The organism is Arenibacter aquaticus (assembly GCF_003957295.1).
GTDB classification, from domain to species: domain Bacteria; phylum Bacteroidota; class Bacteroidia; order Flavobacteriales; family Flavobacteriaceae; genus Arenibacter; species Arenibacter aquaticus.
Map to the genome: position 1 here is coordinate 240333 of NZ_RQPJ01000014.1, position 24926 is coordinate 265258.

General features: G+C 41.2%; 19 protein-coding genes and 1 riboswitch. All 19 genes read right to left on the minus strand.

Annotated elements, in window-relative coordinates; translation table 11 throughout:
* Nucleotides 1-3: 3 nt before the first annotated feature.
* Nucleotides 4-810, minus strand: a complete 807-nt coding sequence (locus tag EHW67_RS14445; protein ID WP_126163088.1) for a 3-keto-disaccharide hydrolase — start codon at nt 808-810, stop codon at nt 4-6.
* Between the two features lie 225 nt (nt 811-1035).
* Entirely contained in the window at nt 1036-2763 is a 1728-nt protein-coding gene (locus tag EHW67_RS14450; RefSeq protein WP_126163089.1) for a glycoside hydrolase family 26 protein, read from the minus strand.
* 74 nt (nt 2764-2837) lie between these two features.
* The gene (locus tag EHW67_RS14455) at nt 2838-5393 is read right to left on the minus strand and encodes an LTA synthase family protein (RefSeq protein WP_126163090.1); all 2556 of its coding nucleotides are present in this window, start codon (nt 5391-5393) and stop codon (nt 2838-2840) included.
* A gap of 165 nt (nt 5394-5558) precedes the next feature.
* Nucleotides 5559-6623 carry a serine hydrolase domain-containing protein gene (locus EHW67_RS14460; protein ID WP_126163091.1) on the minus strand — a complete coding sequence of 355 codons (1065 nt, stop codon included), beginning with the start codon at nt 6621-6623 and terminating at the stop codon, nt 5559-5561.
* Nucleotides 6624-6764: 141 nt separating this feature from the next.
* Nucleotides 6765-7580: a head GIN domain-containing protein gene (locus EHW67_RS14465; protein ID WP_238389951.1), complete on the minus strand. Its 816-nt coding sequence runs from the start codon at nt 7578-7580 to the stop codon at nt 6765-6767.
* A 122-nt stretch (nt 7581-7702) separates the two neighbouring features.
* A complete protein-coding gene (locus tag EHW67_RS14470) occupies nt 7703-8800 on the minus strand; it encodes an acyloxyacyl hydrolase (RefSeq protein ID WP_126163092.1) in 1098 nt (365 codons plus the stop codon).
* Between the two features lie 90 nt (nt 8801-8890).
* Nucleotides 8891-9844 carry a methylenetetrahydrofolate reductase [NAD(P)H] gene (gene metF, locus EHW67_RS14475; RefSeq protein ID WP_126163093.1) on the minus strand — a complete coding sequence of 318 codons (954 nt, stop codon included), beginning with the start codon at nt 9842-9844 and terminating at the stop codon, nt 8891-8893.
* Between the two features lie 350 nt (nt 9845-10194).
* Entirely contained in the window at nt 10195-12903 is a 2709-nt protein-coding gene (metH, locus tag EHW67_RS14480; RefSeq protein ID WP_126163094.1) for a methionine synthase, read from the minus strand.
* Between the two features lie 39 nt (nt 12904-12942).
* Nucleotides 12943-13884, minus strand: coding sequence for a pyridoxal-phosphate dependent enzyme (locus EHW67_RS14485; RefSeq protein ID WP_126163095.1), 942 nt, complete (start codon nt 13882-13884; stop codon nt 12943-12945).
* Complete coding sequence (locus EHW67_RS14490; protein WP_126163096.1) at nt 13881-14894, minus strand: homocysteine S-methyltransferase family protein; 1014 nt, start codon at nt 14892-14894, stop codon at nt 13881-13883. Before EHW67_RS14490 ends, EHW67_RS14485 begins: the two co-directional genes overlap by 4 nt.
* 186 nt (nt 14895-15080) lie before the next feature.
* A riboswitch (SAM riboswitch) is annotated at nt 15081-15234 on the minus strand.
* A gap of 155 nt (nt 15235-15389) precedes the next feature.
* Entirely contained in the window at nt 15390-16454 is a 1065-nt protein-coding gene (locus EHW67_RS14495) for an NAD(P)/FAD-dependent oxidoreductase (RefSeq protein WP_126163097.1), read from the minus strand.
* A 72-nt stretch (nt 16455-16526) separates the two neighbouring features.
* Nucleotides 16527-17357, minus strand: coding sequence for a uroporphyrinogen-III C-methyltransferase (gene cobA, locus EHW67_RS14500; RefSeq protein ID WP_126163098.1), 831 nt, complete (start codon nt 17355-17357; stop codon nt 16527-16529).
* A 4-nt stretch (nt 17358-17361) separates the two neighbouring features.
* Nucleotides 17362-19452, minus strand: coding sequence for a HEPN domain-containing protein (locus EHW67_RS14505; RefSeq protein ID WP_126163099.1), 2091 nt, complete (start codon nt 19450-19452; stop codon nt 17362-17364).
* Between the two features lie 120 nt (nt 19453-19572).
* Nucleotides 19573-20820 carry a sulfate adenylyltransferase subunit 1 gene (locus tag EHW67_RS14510; RefSeq protein ID WP_126163100.1) on the minus strand — a complete coding sequence of 416 codons (1248 nt, stop codon included), beginning with the start codon at nt 20818-20820 and terminating at the stop codon, nt 19573-19575.
* Between the two features lie 72 nt (nt 20821-20892).
* A complete protein-coding gene (gene cysD / locus EHW67_RS14515) occupies nt 20893-21828 on the minus strand; it encodes a sulfate adenylyltransferase subunit CysD (RefSeq protein WP_394343593.1) in 936 nt (311 codons plus the stop codon).
* An 84-nt stretch (nt 21829-21912) separates the two neighbouring features.
* Nucleotides 21913-22536, minus strand: a complete 624-nt coding sequence (locus EHW67_RS14520) for a phosphoadenosine phosphosulfate reductase domain-containing protein (RefSeq protein ID WP_126163101.1) — start codon at nt 22534-22536, stop codon at nt 21913-21915.
* Between the two features lie 36 nt (nt 22537-22572).
* Nucleotides 22573-22842 carry a DUF2061 domain-containing protein gene (locus EHW67_RS14525; protein ID WP_126163102.1) on the minus strand — a complete coding sequence of 90 codons (270 nt, stop codon included), beginning with the start codon at nt 22840-22842 and terminating at the stop codon, nt 22573-22575.
* Between the two features lie 227 nt (nt 22843-23069).
* A complete protein-coding gene (locus tag EHW67_RS14530; protein WP_126163103.1) occupies nt 23070-23480 on the minus strand; it encodes an RrF2 family transcriptional regulator in 411 nt (136 codons plus the stop codon).
* Nucleotides 23481-23582: 102 nt separating this feature from the next.
* The gene (locus tag EHW67_RS14535) at nt 23583-24755 is read right to left on the minus strand and encodes a trans-sulfuration enzyme family protein (RefSeq protein ID WP_126163104.1); all 1173 of its coding nucleotides are present in this window, start codon (nt 24753-24755) and stop codon (nt 23583-23585) included.
* Nucleotides 24756-24926 lie beyond the last annotated feature (171 nt).

Genomic DNA, 24926 nt, shown 5'->3' on the forward strand with positions numbered 1-24926 from the left:
TATTTATAATTTTTTGATTTTTATATTTTTAAACCATATTGGACTGCTATGGTCCTGAAAACCTATGTAACCCGATTTGTAACGGCCGTAATGTTCGGCATCCTTCCACTTCCCTGAATTCTTTTTTTCATACCATTCATCGGACCAAGGGACAAAAGATAATACTTTTTTCCCATTGAGCCAGTGCTCAACACGCTCTGGGGTAAATACAATTTTGGAAGAGTTCCATTGCCCAACAGGGTACAGCACCTTTTTTTCTGGATCTGCAACATGCATGGCGTAATCCGATGCGGTCTGTTGCAGTGGCTGCAACTCCGCTGGATTCTCTGTATGGCCTAGACTTAAATTATATTGGGTAAGATCATGGATTTTAGCGTAATTCTCATCATCTATCAATTGATACTCCGGTGATATTACTGGGGGTCCTGCATTGGGAATATGCTCCTTTAAATGATAAAAAATTCCGCTATTGCCTCCCTCCGGCAATTTCCATTCCACATAAAACTCAAAATTATCAAACTCTTCAAGGCCATAAATAATGTCCTTTCCCCCTGTGTAGTCCTGTTCCAATCCCAGTTGGGTATCAAAGGTAAGTACACTGTCCTTTACGGTCCATCCAGGAGGCAAGCTATCCCCGTTGTAAGCTCTCCAGCCATTGGTGCTAACACCATCAAATAGATAGATCCATTCATCGGTCTTTGCTTTGGATTCTTGAGCTGTTTCAGATTTGGAATCGGCCTTGGATTTGGTATTCTGTTTACAGGAAAACAAGACCAAAGTCATGGTAAAAAAGGTGATTAAGAATTTCATATTATTACTTTTTTCGTAGTATTTATAAAGGTTTGAAGATATAATATTTTTTTTAACCAATTCTTGTACCCTAATTGACTATCAATTTTCAATAAAAAAGCTGCGTCTATTGGTTTGCCAACCATCAATAAAAATCCTTCCGCATAGCAGTCTGCACCGCATAAGCTCTCTGTTGCTTTACTTGCTGTTGATCCAAATTCAACATAATGTTCGGCACCGCTATCTTTATTTCTTCTTCTCCCTTTTTAGGGTTTCAGTGAAGCTTTGAAAGGATTTTTTGGAGATACTCCAGTCCGGCGGTTTAATTTCACCCCAAGCCTTGGGGGTATCAGACATATTAAAATAATTTACACCTATAAGCTGTGAGTTTTGTGTAATTATTTCCGCAGCCCGCTCCAGCCATTTGGTTTGGTATTCTTCGGGCCCCTTGACCCCAAATTCTGTAATAAAAATAGGTTTGTCCAAAAATCGCAATCGCCAAACCTTCCGATTAAAAATAGTTTCAAAAGATTCTTGTTTTTCTGGATCTGTAATGTTTTTATCAGGCAGGCCGTAAATAGCGATACTCACTATATCAACCACATCATTACCTGGCCACCACTCCAAAGAGCCCCTATCTCCGGCCGGACCCCAAACCCGTTTAATATTGGACATTTCCTTCTCCGGAAAATTCATAAAATAACGGAACGAATTAATATAAACAATTGGATCTTGACTCTGCCACGGGTAACGTGTAATTGGAATTTCCATTTCATGGGCATACCTCAAATACACCAAGCGCTCTGTATTTCCTATTATACGGTACAACTGTTTAATTTCCCGATCATACTTACCTAGGGAAACATTTTGAAGCACCTCAAAATCAACTTCTTTGTTGGGATTCCTAAAAGGTTCAAAGGTTACGATTATATCGTGTTCACGGGAAATTACTTCTTTAAACCGCCTTTCAAAACTTCCATTCTTCAAATTTTCAAAATCAACAAAAAGATGTTCAACGGTTACGGATTTCTCCGTGTTCAGCAATGCTTGGGGGTCATAAAGTCCTATCTCCAACCCCGTTCCTGCCCTCTTCATGGTAGCAATATGAGCACGATTAAAATTCGCGGTGGAATATACGGTTCTGTTATAATTACTTACTTTATTTGCCAAGGAAGTGAATAAGGAGGTATTTATGGAGTCTTTAGGAGTTAATTGGGACCCCAAAATAAAAATAGGTTTATCTATAAACCTTAATCGATGTAATCTCCTAAAAACATCGTAGTCAATAGGATAATCTTTGGGATAAACCTTCAAGACCATCTCCGATTCACTTTTGGCAATTATAGCAGCTGCATCAACCACATCATCTCCAGGATAATACTCCATTACGCCAGGATAACCGGCTGTCCCCCATACTAATTTCACCGCGGGAGCAAATTCTTTGCACAGCTTCGAAAAATGGCGATACGCTTCAATATAATCAATCCCACCATATCGTTGCCAAGGATAGCGTTTTACCGGAACCTCCATAACTGGATTAAACCTTATATATACGTTGTCCCTATTGCCTATAAATTGGGTACACATTGCTTTGATAGCGTCATCATAATTCCCCTTTATAAGTCCCCCCATTGGGTTATACCTATAGGAGTCATACAGTCCTTCGCCCCAAGTTTCCACTGTAATCATGATGGGAGTAGTATCTGGAAATTTGGCTATTTCATTTGCCGCTTTTTCCCAATTTACACTTTTTGTGAGCCGTAGCCTGTAATGCTTATAAGTCGAAATAAGTTCACTAGGCGCATCCGGCTTAAAAGAAAACACCCCAAGAACTGGTTCTGATACAACTTCTTCAAAGACAGTTGAAGTGTTGGATTTGACTAAATAAATAATGATGTGTTTGTATTTAAACACATAGTAGCCGGCAATTAGAATACCCCCTATAAACAGTATATACAAGATTAATTTTTTCATGTGATTTGGTCTAAGGTTAAATTACAATTGTGCCATTGTCTTGCACAGACTGGTACAACAAACTATTTATGTCACTAATCATCATTTTTTCTTAATATCCCTTTCACAAATTTATCCTGATATTGCACCCAAGCACCCAACCTTTTTCGAGCGTGTTTTACCTCATCTTTTAAGTCCGGTGAAAACAAATTTACTTTTTCACCAAAATCAGTACTAAGGTCATAGGCTTCCACCATGTTCTGACTCTCATTAAAGATAAACTTCATATTTCCCTTTCGATATCCAAATAAATAATCCGACCAAGGGGAAAAGAAAAAAGCTTCTTCGAAATGGGTATTAAGTAAATCCCTCCCCTGCCAAACCTCTGGAATATTTTTATTAATGATAGGAAAAACGGTAGTTGCCAAATCCTTTAACCCTCCTATATCTTTCTTCTGCTCTCCATGAAACAAGGACCTGTTAATAAAATAAAGCGGGACTCGTAGATTTTCTTCGTAAATAGAAGAACCATGACCGTATTGCCCATGCTGCCCAAAGGCTTCCCCATGATCTCCAGTAACCACTACTAAGGTAGTTTCCGCAAGGCCTCGACTTTCCAGTCCTCTCATTACCTGCCCAATAAGCTCATCGTTATGTTTTAAGGCGTTGAGATACCTATTAAAATACACGTCTCCAACACCAAAATCTACCTCTTCCTGTGCATAAAAATAAGGATAGTGTCCTTGGACTGTCCAAATCATGGAAAAAAAATTCTGGTACGAGTTTTCATCTAACCAGGAAAAGAACCTATCAGAAAGACATATGTCATCTATGCCATTGCCTTCCTCGTAAATATCCTGTTTAAATTGTTCATCACAACTAATACGCCTATAGTCTTCTATATGATCCAATCCCCTGTTCGCCAAAAATTTATTACTGCTTAAAAAATTGAGGTCGGCTGAAGTAAAAAATGATGTTCTGTATCCCACTTTCTTTAATATTGAAGACATGGTAGGATGATCAAAATCCGGCGCCTCATTGGTTAAACTTTTATATGATAAATAGGGATACATAGACCCTAATATAGAAACCAGGGATTGATTGGTACCGGGGGCATGTGCATAAATGTCCGTAAACAGTACGGCCTCATCTTCATAACTATTTAAATTGGGGGTTAGCTGATAAGATCCGCCATAGCCATCCAAATAAACTGATCCTGCAGATTCCAAAACAATAAAAAGTACATTTTTAACATGACTTTTATTTTCCGGTTTCCCAACATTAACTATGGGTGTCCCTTCTGTAGGACTAAATTCCGACGTCCCCTCAGGAAGAATGGCCGAAAAAAAAGAAGCTTCGGTAGAAGATGAAAAAATGGAATGGACAAAGGCAATTACAGCATTCTGTGACTGCCCCTTGCTCCATGTACCCTCTACTCTATAGGCGCGATTAAATAAAAGTATTACCGCCATAAAAGATAAGGGCACAACAAAGTATTTTACCCGCCGTGGCACTGAGATCAATTGATAGGACAGGTATAGAATTTTGGACAGAATAAAAACGGAAAGACAAAATGCCATTAAATTGGCCAATATTTTAAGGGATAAATTTTCTTGCAAGGCATTTGTGGCATCATCACTACCCAAAAAGTCCGAATAATAAAACCATTGATAATTAAATGGTTTTCCCAGATATACTACCGTACTAATATTGGTATAGGCAACCAAAGTAGACAATATCACCAAAAAGACAAAAATTCCATATACAGTGTTTTTTAGTCTTATACCCCTGCTCCACCTCTCCAATATTCCAAACAACAATACAAGACCTATAACATATATAAAATCTTCAAATCCCGCCTTGACAATCCTTAATATTAAGCTAGGACTTTTAAAAATATATCTAGGATCTACACCTACTATTTCAGACCTCGCAAGTGCATGAAATAATAACAGGCTTAAGCCCATGGATATAATTGCTCCTCGTTTATCAACCGCACTATTGGTAATTAACATCCTATTCCTTAGTCCCCACAACAACCCATACACCCCTAACAATACAAGAAGTAGCATCCACCCCCGTGCTACAATTTGGGATTTCTTATTATCTATCCTTTTAACGTATTGAGCCTCTTTCAAAATAGGTGAGGCATCAGAAACTACCATTCTACCCCCTGAATGGCTATCCCAATGATCTTGGTAATGTCCTTGGGCATTTTTGGAAATCCAAAACAAATACTCAAAACTACTTCCTAAAGGAATTCTTAACCGTATCTTAAAGGTATCCTGCTCTAGGAGCATAGAATTTTGCAAAAAACTTTTAACCCGCCCAGTGTGGTCGTTCCAGCTCATAGCTTCCTCAAGGGTATGGTTTCCTGATTTCCACACTATACTCACCGATCCAGCCTCAGGGGCATAGTACCGTAACTCTTTTTCTATAAATTTTACAGACTGTTCTTTTCCTTTGGTAGTCGGGGAAGTACCTGACAAATGTTGCGGCACTGCAGCACTCAGCATTACTCTGCTTATATCTTTCTCCCATAGGTTAGCCTTACAAACAGAAGCCCCTATTAACACCACTACGGTAAATAGTATTCCCCTTAACCTATACCTTATCATATTTGCCGCAACTAGCGTTACCATAGAAGTCATTACATAGTTGTTCTACTTAAAACCTTAGACCAATTTAACTTTTTTTTCCTTGTGTTAACGGTTATAAAAAATTATGAACCTCCATTCCAATAGGCTAAAAAAGCACTATCACCTCTATAAACCAATGGGGTCTTCCCGTTATTTTTTTTGTTAACCGTCCTATGGTCATTTTAGAAGTTCGTCCACCACTAATACCAAATCCTCACGAACCCCTGGATTGGTACAATTTATCATTATAGAAAAAACCATATCCTGTTCCGGATACACATAAAACACAGCATAACCACCAACCCCATTACCAATATGTCCAAAAAAAGACCTGCCCTTGGCATCCTTGCTTACCTCCCAACCCAGTCCGTAATGGGTAGACTCACCCTTTACAGTTTGGGCAGTTAGGAATTGGGACCATGTCCCACTTCCCCTTGCTGAAATATCCAAACAGGCCTGTCCAAAACGTGCTATATCTGAAGAAGTGGACAAATACCCCCCTCCGGCCAATTTGTAATGGTTATTTACGGGAATAGCCTTTCTAAAGCCTTCTTTTTTTCTTGAGTAAAAAGATGTACAATGAACATTATTCTTAGCCTGTTTTTCCGTAAAGGTGTCTTTCATCCCATAAGGCTCCAATACCTTTTCCCTAACATAGTCTGCAAAAGGAATACCGCTGACCTCTTGCATGGCCAGGGAAATCAATACCCAGCCATAACTATTATAGAGAAATCCCTTTCCCGGCTCAAACAGTAGGGGGTCGTCCTTAAATAGCTCCAGGCCCTCCTCTATGGTCAAAGGCCTATTTAATCCGTATTCACAACCCCTATACCCTCTTATTCCTGCAGTATGCCCTGCCAATTGGCGTATAGTAATATCAAATTGCTTCTTTGGAAAAAAAGGCACATAATCATATATGGAGGCGTTGAGATCCAACCCATGGCTCTCCACCATCGCCGCCAAGGCGGCCGCAGAAATTGGCTTGGATACACTGGCCACCCTAAATATTGTCCTTTGGGGGTCTACTAACGTACCTTTCTCCAAGTCGGCATAGCCATACCCTTTTTGAAAATAGACACCGCCTTTCTTTAAAACCGTAATCGCCAACCCAGGGATACGGCCATCATTTATCAGTTGTTGTAGTTTGTGATCTGCCCTAACTTTTCCCATTGTACTCCCATCTGCTCCCAGTATACGCTGGGAGGCAAATAAACCCTTAAGATATGTAAGAATTGGATTCATGGGGATCTAATAAAAAAGAATTCTTTGGCCCGCCGGGCAACCACTACCTCATATGGCAATACTGCGTACTGCAATCTAAACAAAATCTTTTAACTTCCCTATCCCACCTTGGCAGCCATCATCCTATAAAGCAAAGCAGTGCTAATCTTTAAAAATAAGCTTCCCTTTATATAGCTGTTCCACTTCAACCACTGGTGGCCTTGAAATACTTACCAAATCGCCCGTACCGCGTAAAACTCCCTTCAGGGATTCCTGGGGGTTTACCAAAATGTCATTGGATCCCCGGTGGTTTAAACTAATATTTTTGGCAATCAAGGCTTCTGCTTCCAAACGGGAATCTCCTGAAGCAAAGATTATACTAAAATTGTCGGTGCTGCCCTTTAAGCTGTAATAGGAGATGCCATTGGAGACAATAGAAAGGCTTTGGGTATCCAACTCCAATTTAAAAGCCCCGCTGGTATAGCCGGCATCCGGATCGTTAAAACTTTCAGATATAAGGGAAAGACTGGGAAATGCCAAGACTCCCTCACTTGTAATATCTAAACCGGTACTACTCCTTATTTCCGTAATATTGGGGGCTGTGACATACACTTTGGTCAATCCGTAGTCACGGGTAAAGTTACAGTTATTGGTATCACGCAACAATAGTCTGCCTTCCTCCACGGAAAGCTCTACCTCATTGCGTAAATAAGCCCCGGTTTCCAGCTCTACAACAATAGCATCGCCTTGCTTTACCACTAGCTGTACATTTTCATAGACCGTAATCTTGTTGAAATCGGGCAGCTCTACTATTTCTTTTTCAATACGACCGGCATTTTGGAAGCAATCCGGCGCATTTTCGCTATTGCAATTCAGGAACAAAAAGGACAGGGCTAGAAGAGGAAAGTAATTTATAACTTTCCTAAATATGTCGCCCTTACTTAATTTTACACCCTTCATACCCAATGTGAAGTTCATATTCTTAATTACCTATAATTGTCCCTAATAAAAAAATTTTATACCAACCCTTTAAGGTTATACCAACTGTTCCTTGTATTATCCCTTTCTCCGGGACCACTGTCCTCATTCCATGGTTCCCCTTACAGCCTCACTCCCACTCCTACTTCAACTGCTTCGGCCTTGGCCCCGTGCGATTTTAAGGTTACCGCACCATAGATTTTATCGGAAAAATAACGCTTCAACCCAATTCTATTATAAACCCTTCCTTCAAAATCAAAGGGGTAATACACATAATAGCCCAATTGCGTTAGTACCGACATTTTATTGATAAAAAGTTCATGGCCCACAAAAATGCCCGCCCTTTTATAGTCGTCATCCGCTTGCACGCCATACTCGGGGAAGGCAACGGACTGGTAGCGTATCAATTCCTTAAGAAAGTTGGAAAAGTAAAGGTCGGCACCCAATTGTAGCGCACTTCTCCTGCTAAGTCGTTTGTCCACATAGGCCGATAAAATATAAAAGGTATACTGCCCAGAATCCACTACATCACTTTCATTTACTCCTGTTCTAAATGCCAGATTGTACCTAAAAGGCTCTATTCGCTGTATCTTTTCGGAACTTATATAATCAACTTCCCTACCGCCGTCCAAGTCATAGGTAAGCCCCAGGTTAAGGGCCATGGTATTGGTAGAGGTATTGGGGGCCGTAACATTGGCATTGGAATAATGAATCAGGGAAACACCCGCTTTTAGCCCCAAACCATGAAAAATATTTTCCTTGTGATAGTTAAGCATCAAATAGGTAGAACTCAGCAAATGGGAGCCGTAGGCGTTGTTCCTAAAATTCTTTTCCTTATCAAAGGGATTGGTATTATAGGCTATCCCCTGCCCCAACCTAAATTGTAGGTTACGCTTAAACAAATAAAAGTTGTAATGTGCATAGACCCCATAATTCTCCCCCAATGTACTATTGTTCATATTCTGGTATATGAAAGAAAATCCCGTATCGGGATAGTTATACCATTGATGCCACTCCTCGTCCCCATAGGTCTTTTTATTAAAACCTATTATAACACCTGCTGGGTGATGGGTAATTAAATGGGAGATATCCGGATTGTGCAAGAGTACGGAACCATTGTACTGACTAACGTCCAAGGTGTACCTTTTGGTTTCTTTACGGTCTTGTGAAAAGCAAAGAGCTGTAAGGAAACAGCCTATAAGAAATAGCCTTAGGTTCATGGGGAGCAAATGTACGGAAAAATTAAAACAGGGCGTTACAAAACAACACCCTGCCATATACTCTACCGGACAAATTACGTCTAAAATCCTTTAGAACACACCTTTTGCAATAGCCTCTACATTGTCCGATTTTCCCATGGAATAATAATGTAATACGGGAACTCCTGCCTCCTTTAATTCCTTGGATTGCTGAATGGCCCATTCTATTCCCACCTGTCTTACCGCAGCATTATTGGAGCAATCATCCACAGCATCTATCAAATCCTGAGGCAAATCTATCTTGAACACCTGTGGCAACAACTGTAAATGCCGTTTTACCGCAATTGGCTTAATACCGGGAATAATGGGTACATTGATCCCCATTTCCCTTGCAGCTTCCACAAATTCAAAATAACGCTGATTGTCAAAAAACATTTGGGTCACCACATAGTCCGCACCGGCATCTACCTTTTCCTTCAACCGCTTAAGGTCGGTTGTCAGGGACGGTGCTTCCAAGTGTTTTTCCGGGTAGCCGGCCACCCCAATACAAAAATTGGCCTTGTTCACCATCTCTACCCTGTCATGCAAGTAACTACCACAGTTTAAGGCGTATATCTGCTTAACCAAATCCGAGGCATAGCAATGCCCTCCCTTGGTGGGACTAAAATATTGTTCCCCTTTCATGGCATCGCCACGCAGTGCCATCACATTTTCAATTCCCAGATATTGGCAATCTACCAATACATACTCTGTTTCCTCCTTGGTAAAACCACCACATAGAAGGTGGGGTACGGTATCTACCTTATACTTGTGCTGTATGGAGGCACAAATACCAACAGTACCCGGCCTCATACGGGTAAGTTTTTTATCTAGCAACCCATCCCGCTCAATATAAACATACTCCTCACGGGAGGTAGTGACATCAATAAATGGGGGGTTAAACTCCATTAAGGGATCTATATTATCATAGAGTTCCTGAATACTCCTACCCTTTAAAGGTGGTATGATCTCAAAGGAAAACAATGTCTTTCCCTTGGCATTTTTTATGTGTTCTGTTACTTTCATCGCTTCTCCCTAAGTCCTCCCCATACGGTAAGGCCCATATTTGGTTTATATTATAAATTCTATTTTATTCTATTTTGGCATTCCCCATCCCCTCTGTATCCATCGGGGTCGGGGCCGGGCTATCCACTGTATTTTTTTATGTAAAGTACATAAAAAAGATGCCGTTCCTATCCCTATTGCAGAAAGCCACCATCTCCCTATACGTTCCAGTTTTATTGTTCCCTGCATATTACAAGGATTGTAGCCCTTCGTAATCTTGGTTGTTCTAGACCTACAAGGTTTTAAAAACCTTGCAGGTCTACTTCTCCCTGCTGGTCCGCTTTCAATCTTGACAGGCCCTATGGTTCTGGCTATTCATCCGCAATATTGGGTGCCAACCACTTGCTGGCCTCCTCCAAGGCAATGTTTTTCCGATCTGCAAAATCGGCCACCTGATCTTCCTTTATCTTGCCCAGGCCAAAGTACCTTGCTTCTTCGTTCCCAAAATAATAACCACTAACACTGGCCGCTGGCCACATGGCCAAACTATCCGTCAACTCCACCCCTATATTTTCCTTAACCTTCAATAAGTCCCAGATCGTTAATTTCTCCAAGTGGTCCGGACAAGCCGGGTAACCAGGTGCTGGCCTTATTCCCTTATAGGTTTCTTTTATCAATTCTTCATTGCTCAGCACCTCATCTGCGGCATACCCCCAATGCTGTGTCCGCACTTCTTTGTGGAGGTATTCTGCAAAGGCCTCGGCAAACCTATCGGCAAGTGCCTTGACCAGGATACTGTTATAATCATCCAGATTTTTGCGATAACTATCGGCCAATTCATCGGCTCCAAATCCGGCCGATACACAGAAACAACCTATATAATCCTGTATACCACTATCCTTGGGGGCTATAAAATCCGACAAGGCAAAATTGGGCTTGCCAGCATATTTTTTTGTCTGTTGCCTTAGGGTCCTAAATATATATTCCTCCCCATCGTGCTCCAAGGAAATATCATCCTCATTAATTGTATTGGCCGGAAACAGTCCAAAAATAGCCCTTGCTTGGAACAGTTTTTTATCCAATACTTTTTGCATCATTTGCTTGGCATCTGCAAAGAGTTCCTTGGCCTGCTCCCCTACCACATCATCCTCCAAAATATCTGGATATTTGCCGTGTAGTTCCCAACTTCTAAAAAATGGGGACCAGTCTATGTAGGGCACCAGTTTTTCCAAATCCATTTCCTCTATCATCTGTATGCCCAAAGTATTGGGTTTTACAATATTGGCTTTGGTCCAATCCAGTTGATATTTATTTTCCCTGGCCTCCAAAAGGGTCAAGTACTCCTTATGTTTGCCCCTGTTTAGGAATTTTTGCCTAAAGTCGGCATAATCCAATTTTATACTTTCCTTGTACTTCTTTGAAACCTCTTTTTGCAAGAGATCCCCAACCACCGTTACCGCCCTAGAGGCGTCATTTACATGCACTACGGCACTTTTATATTGGGGGTCTATCTTAACGGCTGTATGCGCCTTACTGGTGGTTGCCCCACCAATGAGCAAGGGAACCGTAAAATTCTGCCGTTCCATTTCCTTGGCCAAAAAGACCATTTCATCCAAGGAAGGCGTAATAAGTCCGCTTAGACCAATAATATCTACATTCTCCTCCTTAGCGGTATTAATTATTTTTTCGGGCGGCACCATAACGCCCAAATCCACAATCTCATAATTGTTACAGGCAAGCACCACACTAACTATATTCTTGCCAATATCATGTACATCTCCCTTTACGGTGGCCATCAATATTTTTCCGGCTGCCGAGCTACCTCCCTCGGGCAGGGGATTTTTTAGTTTTTCCTCTTCTATAAAGGGCAAAAGATAGGCTACCGCCTTCTTCATGACCCTGGCAGATTTTACCACCTGTGGCAAGAACATCTTACCACTCTGAAACAGGTCTCCCACTACATTCATTCCGGTCATCAAATGACCTTCTATAACCTCTATGGGTGCCTCAACACTTAAACGGGCCTCTTCCACATCTTCGGTAATGTATTGATCCAATCCCTTTACCAATGCCCGGGTAATCCTATCCTGCAAGGGCTCTTCCCTCCAAGACAGATCCACCTTATTTTCCTTGGCCTTCCCTACTACCGATTCGGCAAAATCCAATAGGCGCTCCGTGGCATCATCCCTTCTATTAAGGATAACGTCTTCTACATATTCCAATAGGTCCTTGGGAATATCATCATAAACCTCCAACATACTGGGGTTTACAATTCCCATGTTCATACCGGCCTTAATGGCATGATAAAGAAATACCGAATGCATGGCCTCCCGAACCGGGTTATTGCCCCTAAAACTAAAGGACACGTTACTAACCCCGCCACTTACACTGCAAAAAGGTAAATTTTCTTTTACCCATGCGGTAGCTCTAATAAAATCCAAGGCATTTAATTTATGCTCCTCCATACCCGTAGCAACGGGGAAAACGTTTAGGTCAAAAATGATATCCTCGGGGGGAAACCCTACCTTTTCTGTTAAGATATCATAGGAGCGTTTGCTAATCTCCAAACGTCTTTCATAGGTATCCGCCTGCCCTACCTCATCAAAGGCCATAACAATAACGGCAGCACCATATCTTCTGATAAGTTTGGCATGACGAATAAATTCTTCCTCTCCTTCCTTTAAACTAATGGAGTTTACCACGCATTTGCCCTGTACCACTTGTAAACCGGCCTCAATAATCTCCCACTTGGAGCTATCTATCATTATGGGTACCCTGGCAATATCCGGCTCCGCAACAATTAGGTTCAAAAACTTAACCATGGCCTCTTTTCCATCAATAAGACCATCGTCCATATTAACATCTATGATCTGGGCCCCGCCTTCAACCTGTTCCCTAGCTATATCCAAGGCCTCCTCATACTTGTCCTCCTTGATCAATCTCAGGAATTTTTTGGAACCTGCTACATTGGTACGCTCTCCCACATTAACGAAATTACTTTCCGGGGTAATCACTAATGGCTCTAGCCCGGAGAGTTTTAAAAATCGTTTTGTATTATGTTGCTCCTTATTATTATCCATGTATTAAATATAAACCATAACCCTAATCCCGAACGGAAACTAGAACGGTAATTTTGTTAAATCCACATTACCTCCGGAGAGTATAATGCCCACTTTTTTGTCATTAAACTGTTCTTTCTCCCTTAAAACAGCTGCCAATGGAACTGCGCTGGATGGCTCTACAACCAGTTTCATCCGTTCCCATATTAACTGCATGGCCGCAATAATCTCTTCTTCCTCTACCCTGATTATATTGCTGACCATTTTTTTAATAATGGGGAAGTTCTTATCCCCCAAATTGGTTTTTAGTCCGTCTGCAATAGTATTGGTAGAGGTATTAATCTCAATTTTTCCACTCTTCAGTGACCTATAGGCATCGTCCACCTCATAGGGCTCAGCCCCCACAACTTTGCACTCACTACCGTAGTAATGGGCGTATAGGGCCGTCCCACCTAGGAGTCCACCTCCCCCAACAGGAGTAAGGACAAAGTCTAGACCTGGCTGGTCCTGCAGCAGTTCATAGGCTGCAGTCCCTTGGCCAATTATCACATTCATATCATTGGACGGGTGGAGGAAGGTAGCCCCCTTTTCCCTTACTATTTTTGCCGATTCACTTTCCCTGGATTCCAAGGTGGGCCCAGAGATTTTAACCATTCCCCCATAGGATTTAACGGCCTCTATTTTTACGGCCGGGGCACTGCTAGGCATTACAATATAAGCCTTTACCCCTAAGTTTTTGGCCGCCAAGGCCAAGGCCTGTCCAAAATTACCAGAAGAGTGGGTCACTACTCCGGCTTTTTTTTGTTCCTCGCTCAATTGCTGAATGGCATTTAAGGCCCCACGCATTTTAAATGCCCCCATTTTCTGGAAATTCTCACATTTAAAATACAAGTGTGCCCCAGATATATCATCCAATAAATGAGATGTGAGTACGGGCGTCCTATGAACAAAGGGAGCTATGCGGTCTGCCGCTTCCCTGACCAACTGCTTGGATGGTATCATGCTTGGTATTCTTCTAAGGTGTTGATAGGCCTGGGCCTATATTCTTTTACTACATCGCTCATGGCTTTAATATGTTCTGGAGTGGTCCCACAGCAACCACCAACTATATTTACCAGCCCCTTTTCTGCATATTCCTTTATCTGTGCTGCCATCTCTTCCGGTGTTTCGTCATACTCGCCAAAGGCATTTGGCAAGCCCGCATTGGGGTGAGCAGAAACGGCATGCTCGGTTTTGGCAGACAATACTTCCAAATGAGGCACCAACTGATCGGCTCCCAATGCACAATTGAATCCTACCGATAAAATAGGGATATGGCTTATGGATATCAAGAAAGCCTCCGCGGTCTGCCCAGAAAGGGTTCTGCCAGATGCATCCGTAATAGTGCCACTTACCATGATGGGCACCTCTATTCCACGCTCTTCCTTTACCTCCTCTATAGCGAACAAAGCTGCTTTGGCATTTAAGGTATCAAAAATGGTCTCTACCAATAGAATATCTGCCCCCCCATCCAATAACGCCTCTACCTGCTGTTTGTAGGCTAGCCTTAATTCATCAAAAGACACTCCCCTATACCCAGGGTCGTTTACATCTGGCGACATACTTGCTGTCTTATTGGTGGGCCCTATACTTCCTGCCACAAAACGTGGCTTATGGGGTTCCTTTGCTGTAAATTCATCCGCAACGGCCTTGGCTATTCGGGCCGACTCATAGTTTAGGTCGTATATCAAATCTTCCATATGGTAATCGGCCATGGCTATAGTAGTGCTCGAAAAAGTATTGGTTTCCACAATATCGGCACCTGCCGCAAAATATTGACGATGGACCTCAGCAATAGCTTCTGGTTGGGTTAGGGACAATAAATCGTTATTGCCCTGCAAGGGATGCTCCCAATCCTTAAATTTCTCTCCCCTAAAATCTTCCTCTGTAAATTTATGTCGTTGCAACATGGTTCCCATGGCACCATCCAACACCAAAATCCTTTCCTTTAGTACCTCCTGAATATTCTTCATATCAGTTTTCATTTTTCTTGGCTCCGCTTAGGCTCCAAATCATAAAATACTTTCTGCCCCATTCTAAATGACAAACGGCAAAAATAAAAAATCGACACCCCAATACAATGAGGTCTCCCCATTTATCGGTATCATAAAAATTTAAAAAATCAAGTAAGGGAAAGTCTAAGACCAGCGTCTTTTTCACTGTTATCTATTCCCACTGCCAATTATACTATGATAAAAACCGACCTAGGATTAGAACGTAGCACCTTCTTTTTTCCTCCCGATAGTTATCGACAAAGAAAAAGGGTTGCTAAGGCTTCACTGGGTCTAGTCCCTCCGCCTTTCTTGATAACGTTTCAATTTGATAATGAACTGAATGCAAAGTAACGGATCAATGCTTTTAAAAGCAAGGAAACACGCTTTTTTATTAATGCCCTATGGTGTTAAGAACAAGGGTCTTATTAAGCTTATAAAACCTGCCAGGTTGTAGGCCTGGCAGGTTGTGCGGCTTTACGCCATAATACTCTGTACTACTTCTTTTTTAGCTTCTTTTTTGCTACCATCAAATCCGGTTACACCACCAACAGTGGTATACTTCATAACATAACGCTTTCCTGGATTAATCAATTGGTAGGCACTCTGACACATAACGGCGGCTTCGTGAAAACCGGAAAGTATCAATTTTAGCTTACCAGGATAGGTATTCACGTCCCCAATAGCATATACACCGGGAATATTGGTCTGATAATCATAGGCATTGTTCACCTTTATGGCATTCTTCTCAATCTCCAGTCCCCAATCACCTATAGGTCCTAATTTTGGAGAAAGGCCAAACAAGGGAATAAAATTATCGGCTTCCACATAGGTCTCCCCTTTGCTTTCATCATTGTGTTTCACCACTACTGCTTCCAAGTGATCATCACCGTACAATTTAACAACTTCTGCCTGGGTAAATAATTTAATTTTACCCAATTTCGCCAATTCAGAAGCTTTCTCAACAGAGTCCAAAGCTCCCCTAAATTCATTTCTCCTATGCACCAAAGATACTTCGGCAGCCACGTCTGAAAGGAAAATAGCCCAATCCAAGGCCGAATCCCCACCACCGGAAATCACAACTTTTTTACCCCTGTACACTTCTGGGTCTTTTATAATGTATGCAACACCCTTATCTTCAAAATCCCCTATATTGGATATCAAAGGTTTTCTAGGCTCAAAAGATCCCAATCCTCCAGCAATGACCACTACAGGAGCGTGGTGCTTTGTCCCCTTGTTGGTGGTAACAATAAAGGAACCGTCATCTAATTTCTCCAAGGTCTCCGCTCTTTCACCTAAGGTAAAACCAGGTTCAAAAGGTTTAATTTGTTGCATTAGATTATCAACCAGATCACCTGCCAATATCTCTGGAAAAGCAGGGATATCATAAATAGGTTTTTTAGGATATATTTCCGAACACTGTCCGCCTGGTTGTGGCAAAGCATCTATCAAATGCGTTTTCAACTTTAACAATCCTGCTTCGAAAACCGTGAACAAACCTGTTGGACCTGCTCCAATTATAAGTATATCTGTCTTTATCATACTACTTTGATTAATTCCTAATTTATATAAAACCCTTTACCAAGGCTGTTTTCTTCTTATGCTGAGGCAAATTTAGCCTGCACTTTGTTTATTTATGGCTTCTGTATACTGCAATAGTTGCCCTCGGTGTTCTACCACCTCCCCTATAATTATTATCGCCGGGTTGCTCAATTGCTTTTTCGCAACTACTTCCTCTATGGTCCCTATTGTACCAACACCTATTTTCTCGTTTTTACGCGTACCGTTCTGAATAATGGCTATGGGCTTTTTTGATTTCCCTTCATTTTTGAACAAGGCTACAATCTCGCCCAATTTTCCCATTCCCATTAAGATGACAACGGTAGCATTAGACTTGGCAGCCAAGGCCACATCTGAAGATAGCTCATGGTTTTTGGTGGTACCGGTAATTACCCAAAAACTTTCGGCGGCCCCTCTTTTGGTTACTGGAATTTGCTGGGAGGCCGGTACAGCTACCGAGGATGATATTCCCGGAACCATGGCCACTTTAAGACCCTTGCTTGCCGCGTATTCCATTTCCTCGGCTCCCCTTCCAAATACAAAAGGGTCTCCACCTTTTAACCTTACTACATGGGCATTTTTCGCTGCCCTGTTTACAATGAGCTCATTAATTTGCTCCTGCTGATAGACGTAGCAACCTTTTCTTTTGCCCACAAATATTAGTTCGGCCTGGGGCGCATAATCCAATAAAGAGGTATCCACCAAGGCATCGTACAATACCACATCCGCGGCCTTAAGGGCCTTTATAGCCTTCAAGGTTATCAACTCCACATCACCAGGTCCGGCACCCACAACGGTCAATTGGCCTTGACTTTTCCCAAAGGAAACAAAACCACATTCCGCTGTGATGGAATTATTACGTGTATTGTCAATGTCTTTTATCATACTATTATATGGAAGTCAATTCTGCCGCCCTATGCGCTTCTACCTTATTCAAAAACGCTTCAGCGTCCTGCAAATAGGATTTTGCAAAGGACTCAGATGGTTGGTTCCTATTTAATTGAAGCGCCATTTCCTCAAAACTATGCTCCAACTCAAACTTGCCCGTTTCCACAAAAATCTTATCAAAATCCTTAATAATACCTATATGGGTATTGACCTTTGTTTTTTCTGCTGTTAACAAAGCCTTGGCCGTATTCACCATGGAAGAATAGGAATGGTAAATACTAGCTGCCCATTTACCATCTTCCAGATTTAGTTTTGCCGTTGCAATTTTTTCCTCACTATCAAACAACAAGGTGGCTATCAAATCAATGACCACACCGGCACATTCCCCTACACCAATTGCTTTTTCATATTTCTCCGTATTTCCCCAATCAACAAAATCAGAAGCCGTTAAATTATCAACATCGGATAATGGCTTTAGGAAATCATAAAAATACATTTGGCCTTTTTCTTCATAGTACTCTACAAAAGGTACTCCATTTCCATTGGCATCATAGTCGTTCAATATAGCCCTCAATGCCTCTGGCCCCCTTTTACTTGGTATCTTAACCACTTTGTCTGCAAACCTACCATTGCCATCACCTAGATTACCTCCACCCAACAGTACTTGAAGTGCAGGGGCTACCAATTTGTCCTTGGTTCTAACAGACATTCCCTGAAAACCAATATTGGCCATATTGTGCTGACCACAGGCATTCATACAACCACTTATCTTAATAACCACATCCGGATTATCAATATAATGTGGATATTCGGCCTTTATAACCCTTTCCAGCTCCTCAGCAATTCCAGTACTACTGGCTATACCCAAATTACAGGTATCCGTTCCAGGACATGCAGTGATATCCAATGCTGTGTTATAACCAATTTCTGTAAAGCCCAATTTCTCCAATTCCTGATAAAAGAAAGGTAATAATGACTCCTTCACATACGGAATCAAAATATTCTGGCGCAGGGTCAATCTAACTTCGCCTGCCGCATATTTTTCTACAAGGTCTGCCAATTGACGGGCTTTATCTATATAAAAATCACCCAATAATACCTTGACACCTACAGCAAAATATCCAGCCTGCTTTTGGGGTACCAAGTTTGTAGCTTTCCATTTGTTAAAAGCCTGCTCATCCTTGATGGTAACCTCAGGAGCTTCATTCCCAGCTACCGAAACTTTTGGATAGGCCTCTGCATCAATTACAAAACTTTTGAACGGTATAGCCAACTGCTCTTCTTCCAACAATTGCTTAAATCCGTCCAGGCCAATATCCTTGATCAAAAATTTCATTCTGGCCTTTGCCCTACTTTTTCGCTCTCCATATCGATCAAAAACACGCACCACACCTTCCATCAATGGAATAATCTTTTCGCTGGGAAGAAAGGAGTAAAGTTCATCGGCATGCCTAGGTTGGGAACCTAATCCACCACCCAACAACACCTTAAAGCCAGGCACGCCATTTTGCACCTTGGCAATAAATCCAAGATCGTGCATGTAAGAAAGCCCGGTATCCTGATCAGAGGCCGAAAAGGAAACCTTAAATTTCCTTCCCATTTCCTGACTGATAGGGTTTCTTAAAAAGTATTGAAAAAGAGCGTGGGCATACGGAGAAACATCAAAGGGCTCGTTCACATCTATCCCTGCAGTTTCACTGGCCGTTACATTACGCACCGTATTTCCACAAGCTTCCCTAATGGTGATATCATCCTGCTCTAACTGCGCCCACAATTCCGGGGTGCGGTTTATATCCACATAGTGTATTTGTATATCCTGACGGGTAGTAATATGAAGACGCCCAGTAGAATATTCTTCGGAAACATCACAAATCCTTCTTAGCTGCTGAGCACTAACTTTCCCATAAGGCAACTTAATTCGGATCATTTGAACCCCAGGTTGCCTCTGACCATATATACCTCTGGCCAATCGTAGACTACGAAATTTCTCCTCGTCCAAACTCCCCCCTTGAAATTCACGGATCTTAGCCTCTAAAGCAATTATATCCTGTTCTACAACCGGGTTTTCCACTTCTGATCTGAAAGTGCGCATGTTTCTTTTATTTTTTTATTCAATATAATTTTTAAACTCTTTTAAACTTATTATCCCATAGGAATAATAGGTTATTTTGACAACGATTCCAATCCGTTTAAGAATTGGAAGTCAGGGAAATTAGTTTATAAAACCAACTCCTGCCGTTGTATTGGTTTGGTTATCAATTAAGATAAACGAGCCATTGGTTCTATGATTTTTAAAGGAATCGTAAAAAATGGGCTTGTTCAACCTAAAGGTAACCTGGGCAATATCGTTCATACCCAAAGCGTTGATTTCCGTATCAATTCCAGAATAGTCCGGATTGATCTTATGGTGGATATTCTCTACTTTGGCCAATACTTTATTTACGCCGTGCTGCACCACATATTTACCACCAACCGTTAATTGTTGTGAATCCATCCATGAAACCGTGGCCGTAAATTGTTTGTCTATAGTTGGCAGGTCGCCAACCTTCACCAGCATATCTCCCCTACTCACATTAATTTCATCTTCCAAAGTAATGGTCACAGAGGAACGCCTGGTAGCCGTCTTATATTTTTTATCGTAAAAATAAATTTCTTTAATCTTGGATTTGGTCATGGACGGCAATACCACTACCTCATCACCTACACTTAACTCTCCACCGTAAACTTTTCCGGCAAACCCTCTAAAGTCATGAAACTCTTCAGTTTTTGGGCGTATTACATATTGTACTGGGAACCTTGGGGTTCCTACATTAAAGATATCCTTCCTATCCAATTCCTCAAAATGCTCCAAAAGGGTCTGTCCTTTATACCAAGGAGTATTCTCTGACCTGTTCACCACATTGTCTCCTTTCAAAGCACTTACAGGGATAAAGGTTATTTTTTGGTCTTGATAATCTCGCTTACTCATTAATTCCTCAAAATCGGCCTTAATTTCATTGTATCTCTCTTCAGAAAAATCAACCAAGTCCATCTTGTTGATAGCAACGATCACATCTTTTATACGCAACAAATTATTAATAAAGAAATGCCTGTTGGTCTGTTCTATAACTCCCTTTCTGGCATCTATCAATATTATGGCCGCCTGCGATGTAGAAGCACCGGTCACCATGTTCCGTGTATATTCTACATGACCAGGGGTATCTGCAATGATATAACTTTTGTTAGGGGTAGAAAAATAGATGTGTGCCACATCTATAGTGATCCCCTGCTCCCTTTCTGCTACCAATCCATCTGTGGCCAAGGAAAAATCAAGGTAGTCATACCCTTTTTGTTTACTTGTTTTTTCTATGGCCTCCAACTTATCGTCGGTAAGTGATTTGGTGTCATACAGCAATCTTCCGATCAAGGTACTTTTCCCGTCATCTACACTTCCTGCTGTTGCTATTTTTAGTACTTCCATTTCTTTTGTGTTTTGTAATTGGTCCCTTTAAAAAGGCAATCCTTGGCTTGCCAACTATGATAAGGTCCCGTCTTAAAAGTATCCTTGTTGTTTTCTTTTCTCCATTGCTGCCTCGGAACGCTTATCATCTATACGCGCCCCTCTTTCCGATATTTTGGATTCCCTAATCTCACCCACCACTTTTTCTATGGTGTCTGCATTGGAGAATACCGCAGAGGTACAGCTCATATCCCCTACCGTTCTAAAGCGAACCATTCTCTCTTCCACTTTTTCATCCTCGGCACGGAAAACCACGTCATCTTCGGCAGACCATATAAACCCATCCCTCAGGAATATTTTACGCTTATGGGCAAAATAGATGGAAGGTATCTCTATCTGTTCTTTTTGTATATAGCTCCACACATCCAGTTCGGTCCAGTTGCTAATAGGGAAAACCCTTACGTTCTGACCCAATTCTATCTGACCGTTCAACATATCAAATAATTCGGGACGTTGACTTTTTTCATCCCACTGCCCAAAATCATCACGCACAGAAAAAATTCTCTCCTTGGCACGCGCCTTCTCCTCATCCCTTCTGGCCCCTCCTATACAGGCATCAAACTTAAACTCTTCAATAGCATCCAACAAAGTAGTGGTCTGTAGCATATTCCTACTGGAGTATTTACCTGTCTCCTCTACTACCTTACCTTGATCTATGGAGTCCTGCACATTTCTCACAATAAGCTCTACCCCCAATTCCTTTACCAACTTATCCCTAAAGGCAATAGTCTCTGGAAAGTTATGCCCAGTATCAATATGCATTAATGGGAAAGGAATTTTTGCCGGATAAAAGGCCTTTTGGGCCAATCTCACCAAGGTTATGGAGTCCTTACCCCCTGAAAAAAGCAATACAGGTCTTTCAAACTGTGCTGCCACTTCCCTTAAAATATAAATAGCCTCGTTTTCAAGGGCATTATTGTTCAATACCTCCAACTCCTTTGATTCGTTCACCTTTGTCAATGTTTCCAATTCTGATTCTATTGTGCTCAAAATAATTTCGTATTTATTGGAAGCCCCACTAAGAAGTACACTCCAATTGTTAATATTTTTTTCTTAGGTATGCAACCCACATTCCCGGTTTTCCAAAACCTTGGTAGGATCAAAATACTTGTGCTCATTAGGCAAGTTTCTCTCCTCTAGATACACGTCCAATTCATTGTCACTATAATGATAAAACGGACTCACTTTTAACACACCATCCTTACTTAGACTTAAAACATCCAAGCTATCCCTCAAAGCTGTCTGCCCCTTGCGCAAGTTAGTAAACCATACATCTGGCCTATGCTCTTCCATAGCTCTCCTAAAGGGCTCCAATTTTACCTGCTCGGTAAAAAGCTGATGCCTAGGGTCCTCGATACCAGGAATTCCCATCACCGCATCCCTATGGGAAGATGTTTGCTTAGGCACATATAGTTTAATGTTCAACTTAAGCCTATCTATCAATTCTTCCGCATGTCTATAGGTATTGGGGGTATTATAACCGGTATCACACCAAATTACGGGAATAGAGGAATCTACCTGGGTAACCGCATGTAAAATAGCCACCTCATACGGCCTAAAGTTAGTGGTCACCACTGCCTTAGCCGCCTGATCTATTGCCCAAGAAATTATTTCTTGCGGTTGTTTACCCTTAAATTCTTGATTTAATTTTTGTATTTGCTCCTCTGTAAATGCCATCTTTTAATCGCTTTAAATTCTTTGTAATTTATCCAATTACTTTCCCCAGCTAATTTTATTCCATATCCTTTCATGGAAAAAATACAAAATCATTTTGGTGAACAATTCCACCATCCCAATAGAAAACGCAACAGACAATGTTCCGGTAACGATCCAAGAAATCAGCATCGTATCCAAGGTTCCTATTATTCTCCAGCTTATAGACTTGGCAACACTCCTCTTTGGGTTCTCGGTGCTCTTGTCCGCCTTATAACTTTTAGTAACCGTGCTTTTGTTATTATTTGCAACCAATTGTTCAGCAATCATATGACAAAAAACTTATTATTTATTACCCTATCGATTTAATAGAGTAAGCAAAAATAAAACTATTTTGGAAAACAGCATACTAAAATTCATTTAAAATTTAGATTACCCTACAATTTTAGTAGATTAATAAAAAATCTCTTTTAATTTTAAAGAAAGTCCAGCAATTTTACGGAAATCATCAATAAAATTTCCCAAAAAACAACCTTTGTCTCTCAAAATCAGCCCCTTTAGGGCACCAAATCTGCCAGAGTGTTGTTTCTAAATACATCCAAGGTACTATCCCTTACCTGAAGCATCAGTTTATGCACGGAGCAACTGGCCTCATCCGGGCAATCGGAACATTTTTCATAGAAATTTAAACTTACGCAGGGCACCATGGCAATAGGACCTTCCAACACCCTCATAACAGTGGTCATGGGAATATCCTTGGGATCTTTAATTAGGTAATAGCCCCCGCCCTTGCCTTTCTTAGAGCCAAGAAGTCCCGATTTCCTTAAGGTAAGAAGTATACTCTCCAGAAATTTTTGGGAGATATTCTCATGCTGGGCAATTTCCGATATTTGAACAGGTACTCTCCCTTCCTGGGTTGCCAAAAAGGTAAGTGCCTTTAATCCATATTTTGTCTTTTTGGAAAGCATTCAGCGAAGATAAGGAAAATTAACACTTTCTATAAAACCTATCTAAATTTTGAAAATCAAATAGCCTCTACTTAGCTTTACTACCCTTTTTTCCCATTACATTTATTGGTCCAAGGCTTGCGATATATCGGCAATAATATCATCTATATGCTCCAATCCCACTGAAACCCTAACCATACCATCTGTGATGGATGTAGACAACCTTTCTTCCACAGACAATTTACTATGGGTTGTAGAGGCAGGATGGGTTACTATACTCCTGGAATCCCCTAAATTAGCGGATAGCGATAACATCTTAATGGCATTAAAGAACTTTTGTCCGGCTTCCACCCCTCCTTTTACTTCAAAAGCTACCACACAGCCCCCGGCTCTCATTTGTTTTTTGGCCACCTCATATTTAGGATGGGATTTTAAAAAGGGATATTTCACCCAATTCACCTTTGGGTGTCCTTCCAGATATTCTGCCAGTTTTAAGGCATTATCACAATGCTTGTCCACCCTAAGGGACAGTGTCTCCAAACTTTTGGAAAGCACCCATGCATTAAAAGGGGACAATGCCGGACCTGTAATTCTAGAAAAGCGATACACCTTATCTATCAATTCCCTGCTACCTACGGTTATCCCTGCCAATACCCGGCCTTGACCATCCATTAATTTGGTTCCCGAATGGATCACCAAATCTGCCCCAAATTTAATTGGCTGCTGCAAATAGGGCGATGCAAAGCAATTATCGATTATAAAAATTAAATTGTGTTTTTTGGCAAAATTCCCCAATACTTCCAAGTCCAAAACATCCACTCCTGGGTTGGTAGGTGTTTCCGCATAAATAATCTTGGTCTTTGGCGTAAGCAATTCCTCCAAAGTATCCAGTTCATCTACCTTAAAGTAGGATGTAGTAATATTCCATTTAGGCAAAAACTGTGTAAACAAACTATGAGTAGATCCAAAAATACTCCTTGAAGAAATAACATGATCTTCGCTTTCCAACAATGCTGCAAAAGTGGAAAACACAGCAGACATTCCAGAAGCAAATGCAAATCCGTCCTCGGCCCCTTCCATCTTACATACCTTTTCTATAAACTCTGAGGAATTGGGATTGCTATACCTGGAATATATATTACGATCCTTTTCCTCTGCAAAGGATGCACGCATATCCTCAGCATCCTCAAAAACAAAACTAGAGGTTAAATACATAGGTGTTGAATGCTCCAGGAATTGTGTTCTCTCTGTTTGAGTGCGTATTGCTTCTGTTTCAAATTGATATTTCTTACTCATAATTTCTGATCTAAATAATTCTTACAACATCCCTTTTCCGGGATAATCCCCATACTTTTTCATTGGACCATTTACTATCTTCGCAGCTATTTCCATTCTCTATACCAACTTCCAGGGCAGACAGACCATATATCACATAAGCCTAGCTAACACCTCTGTTCCTATGCTCGC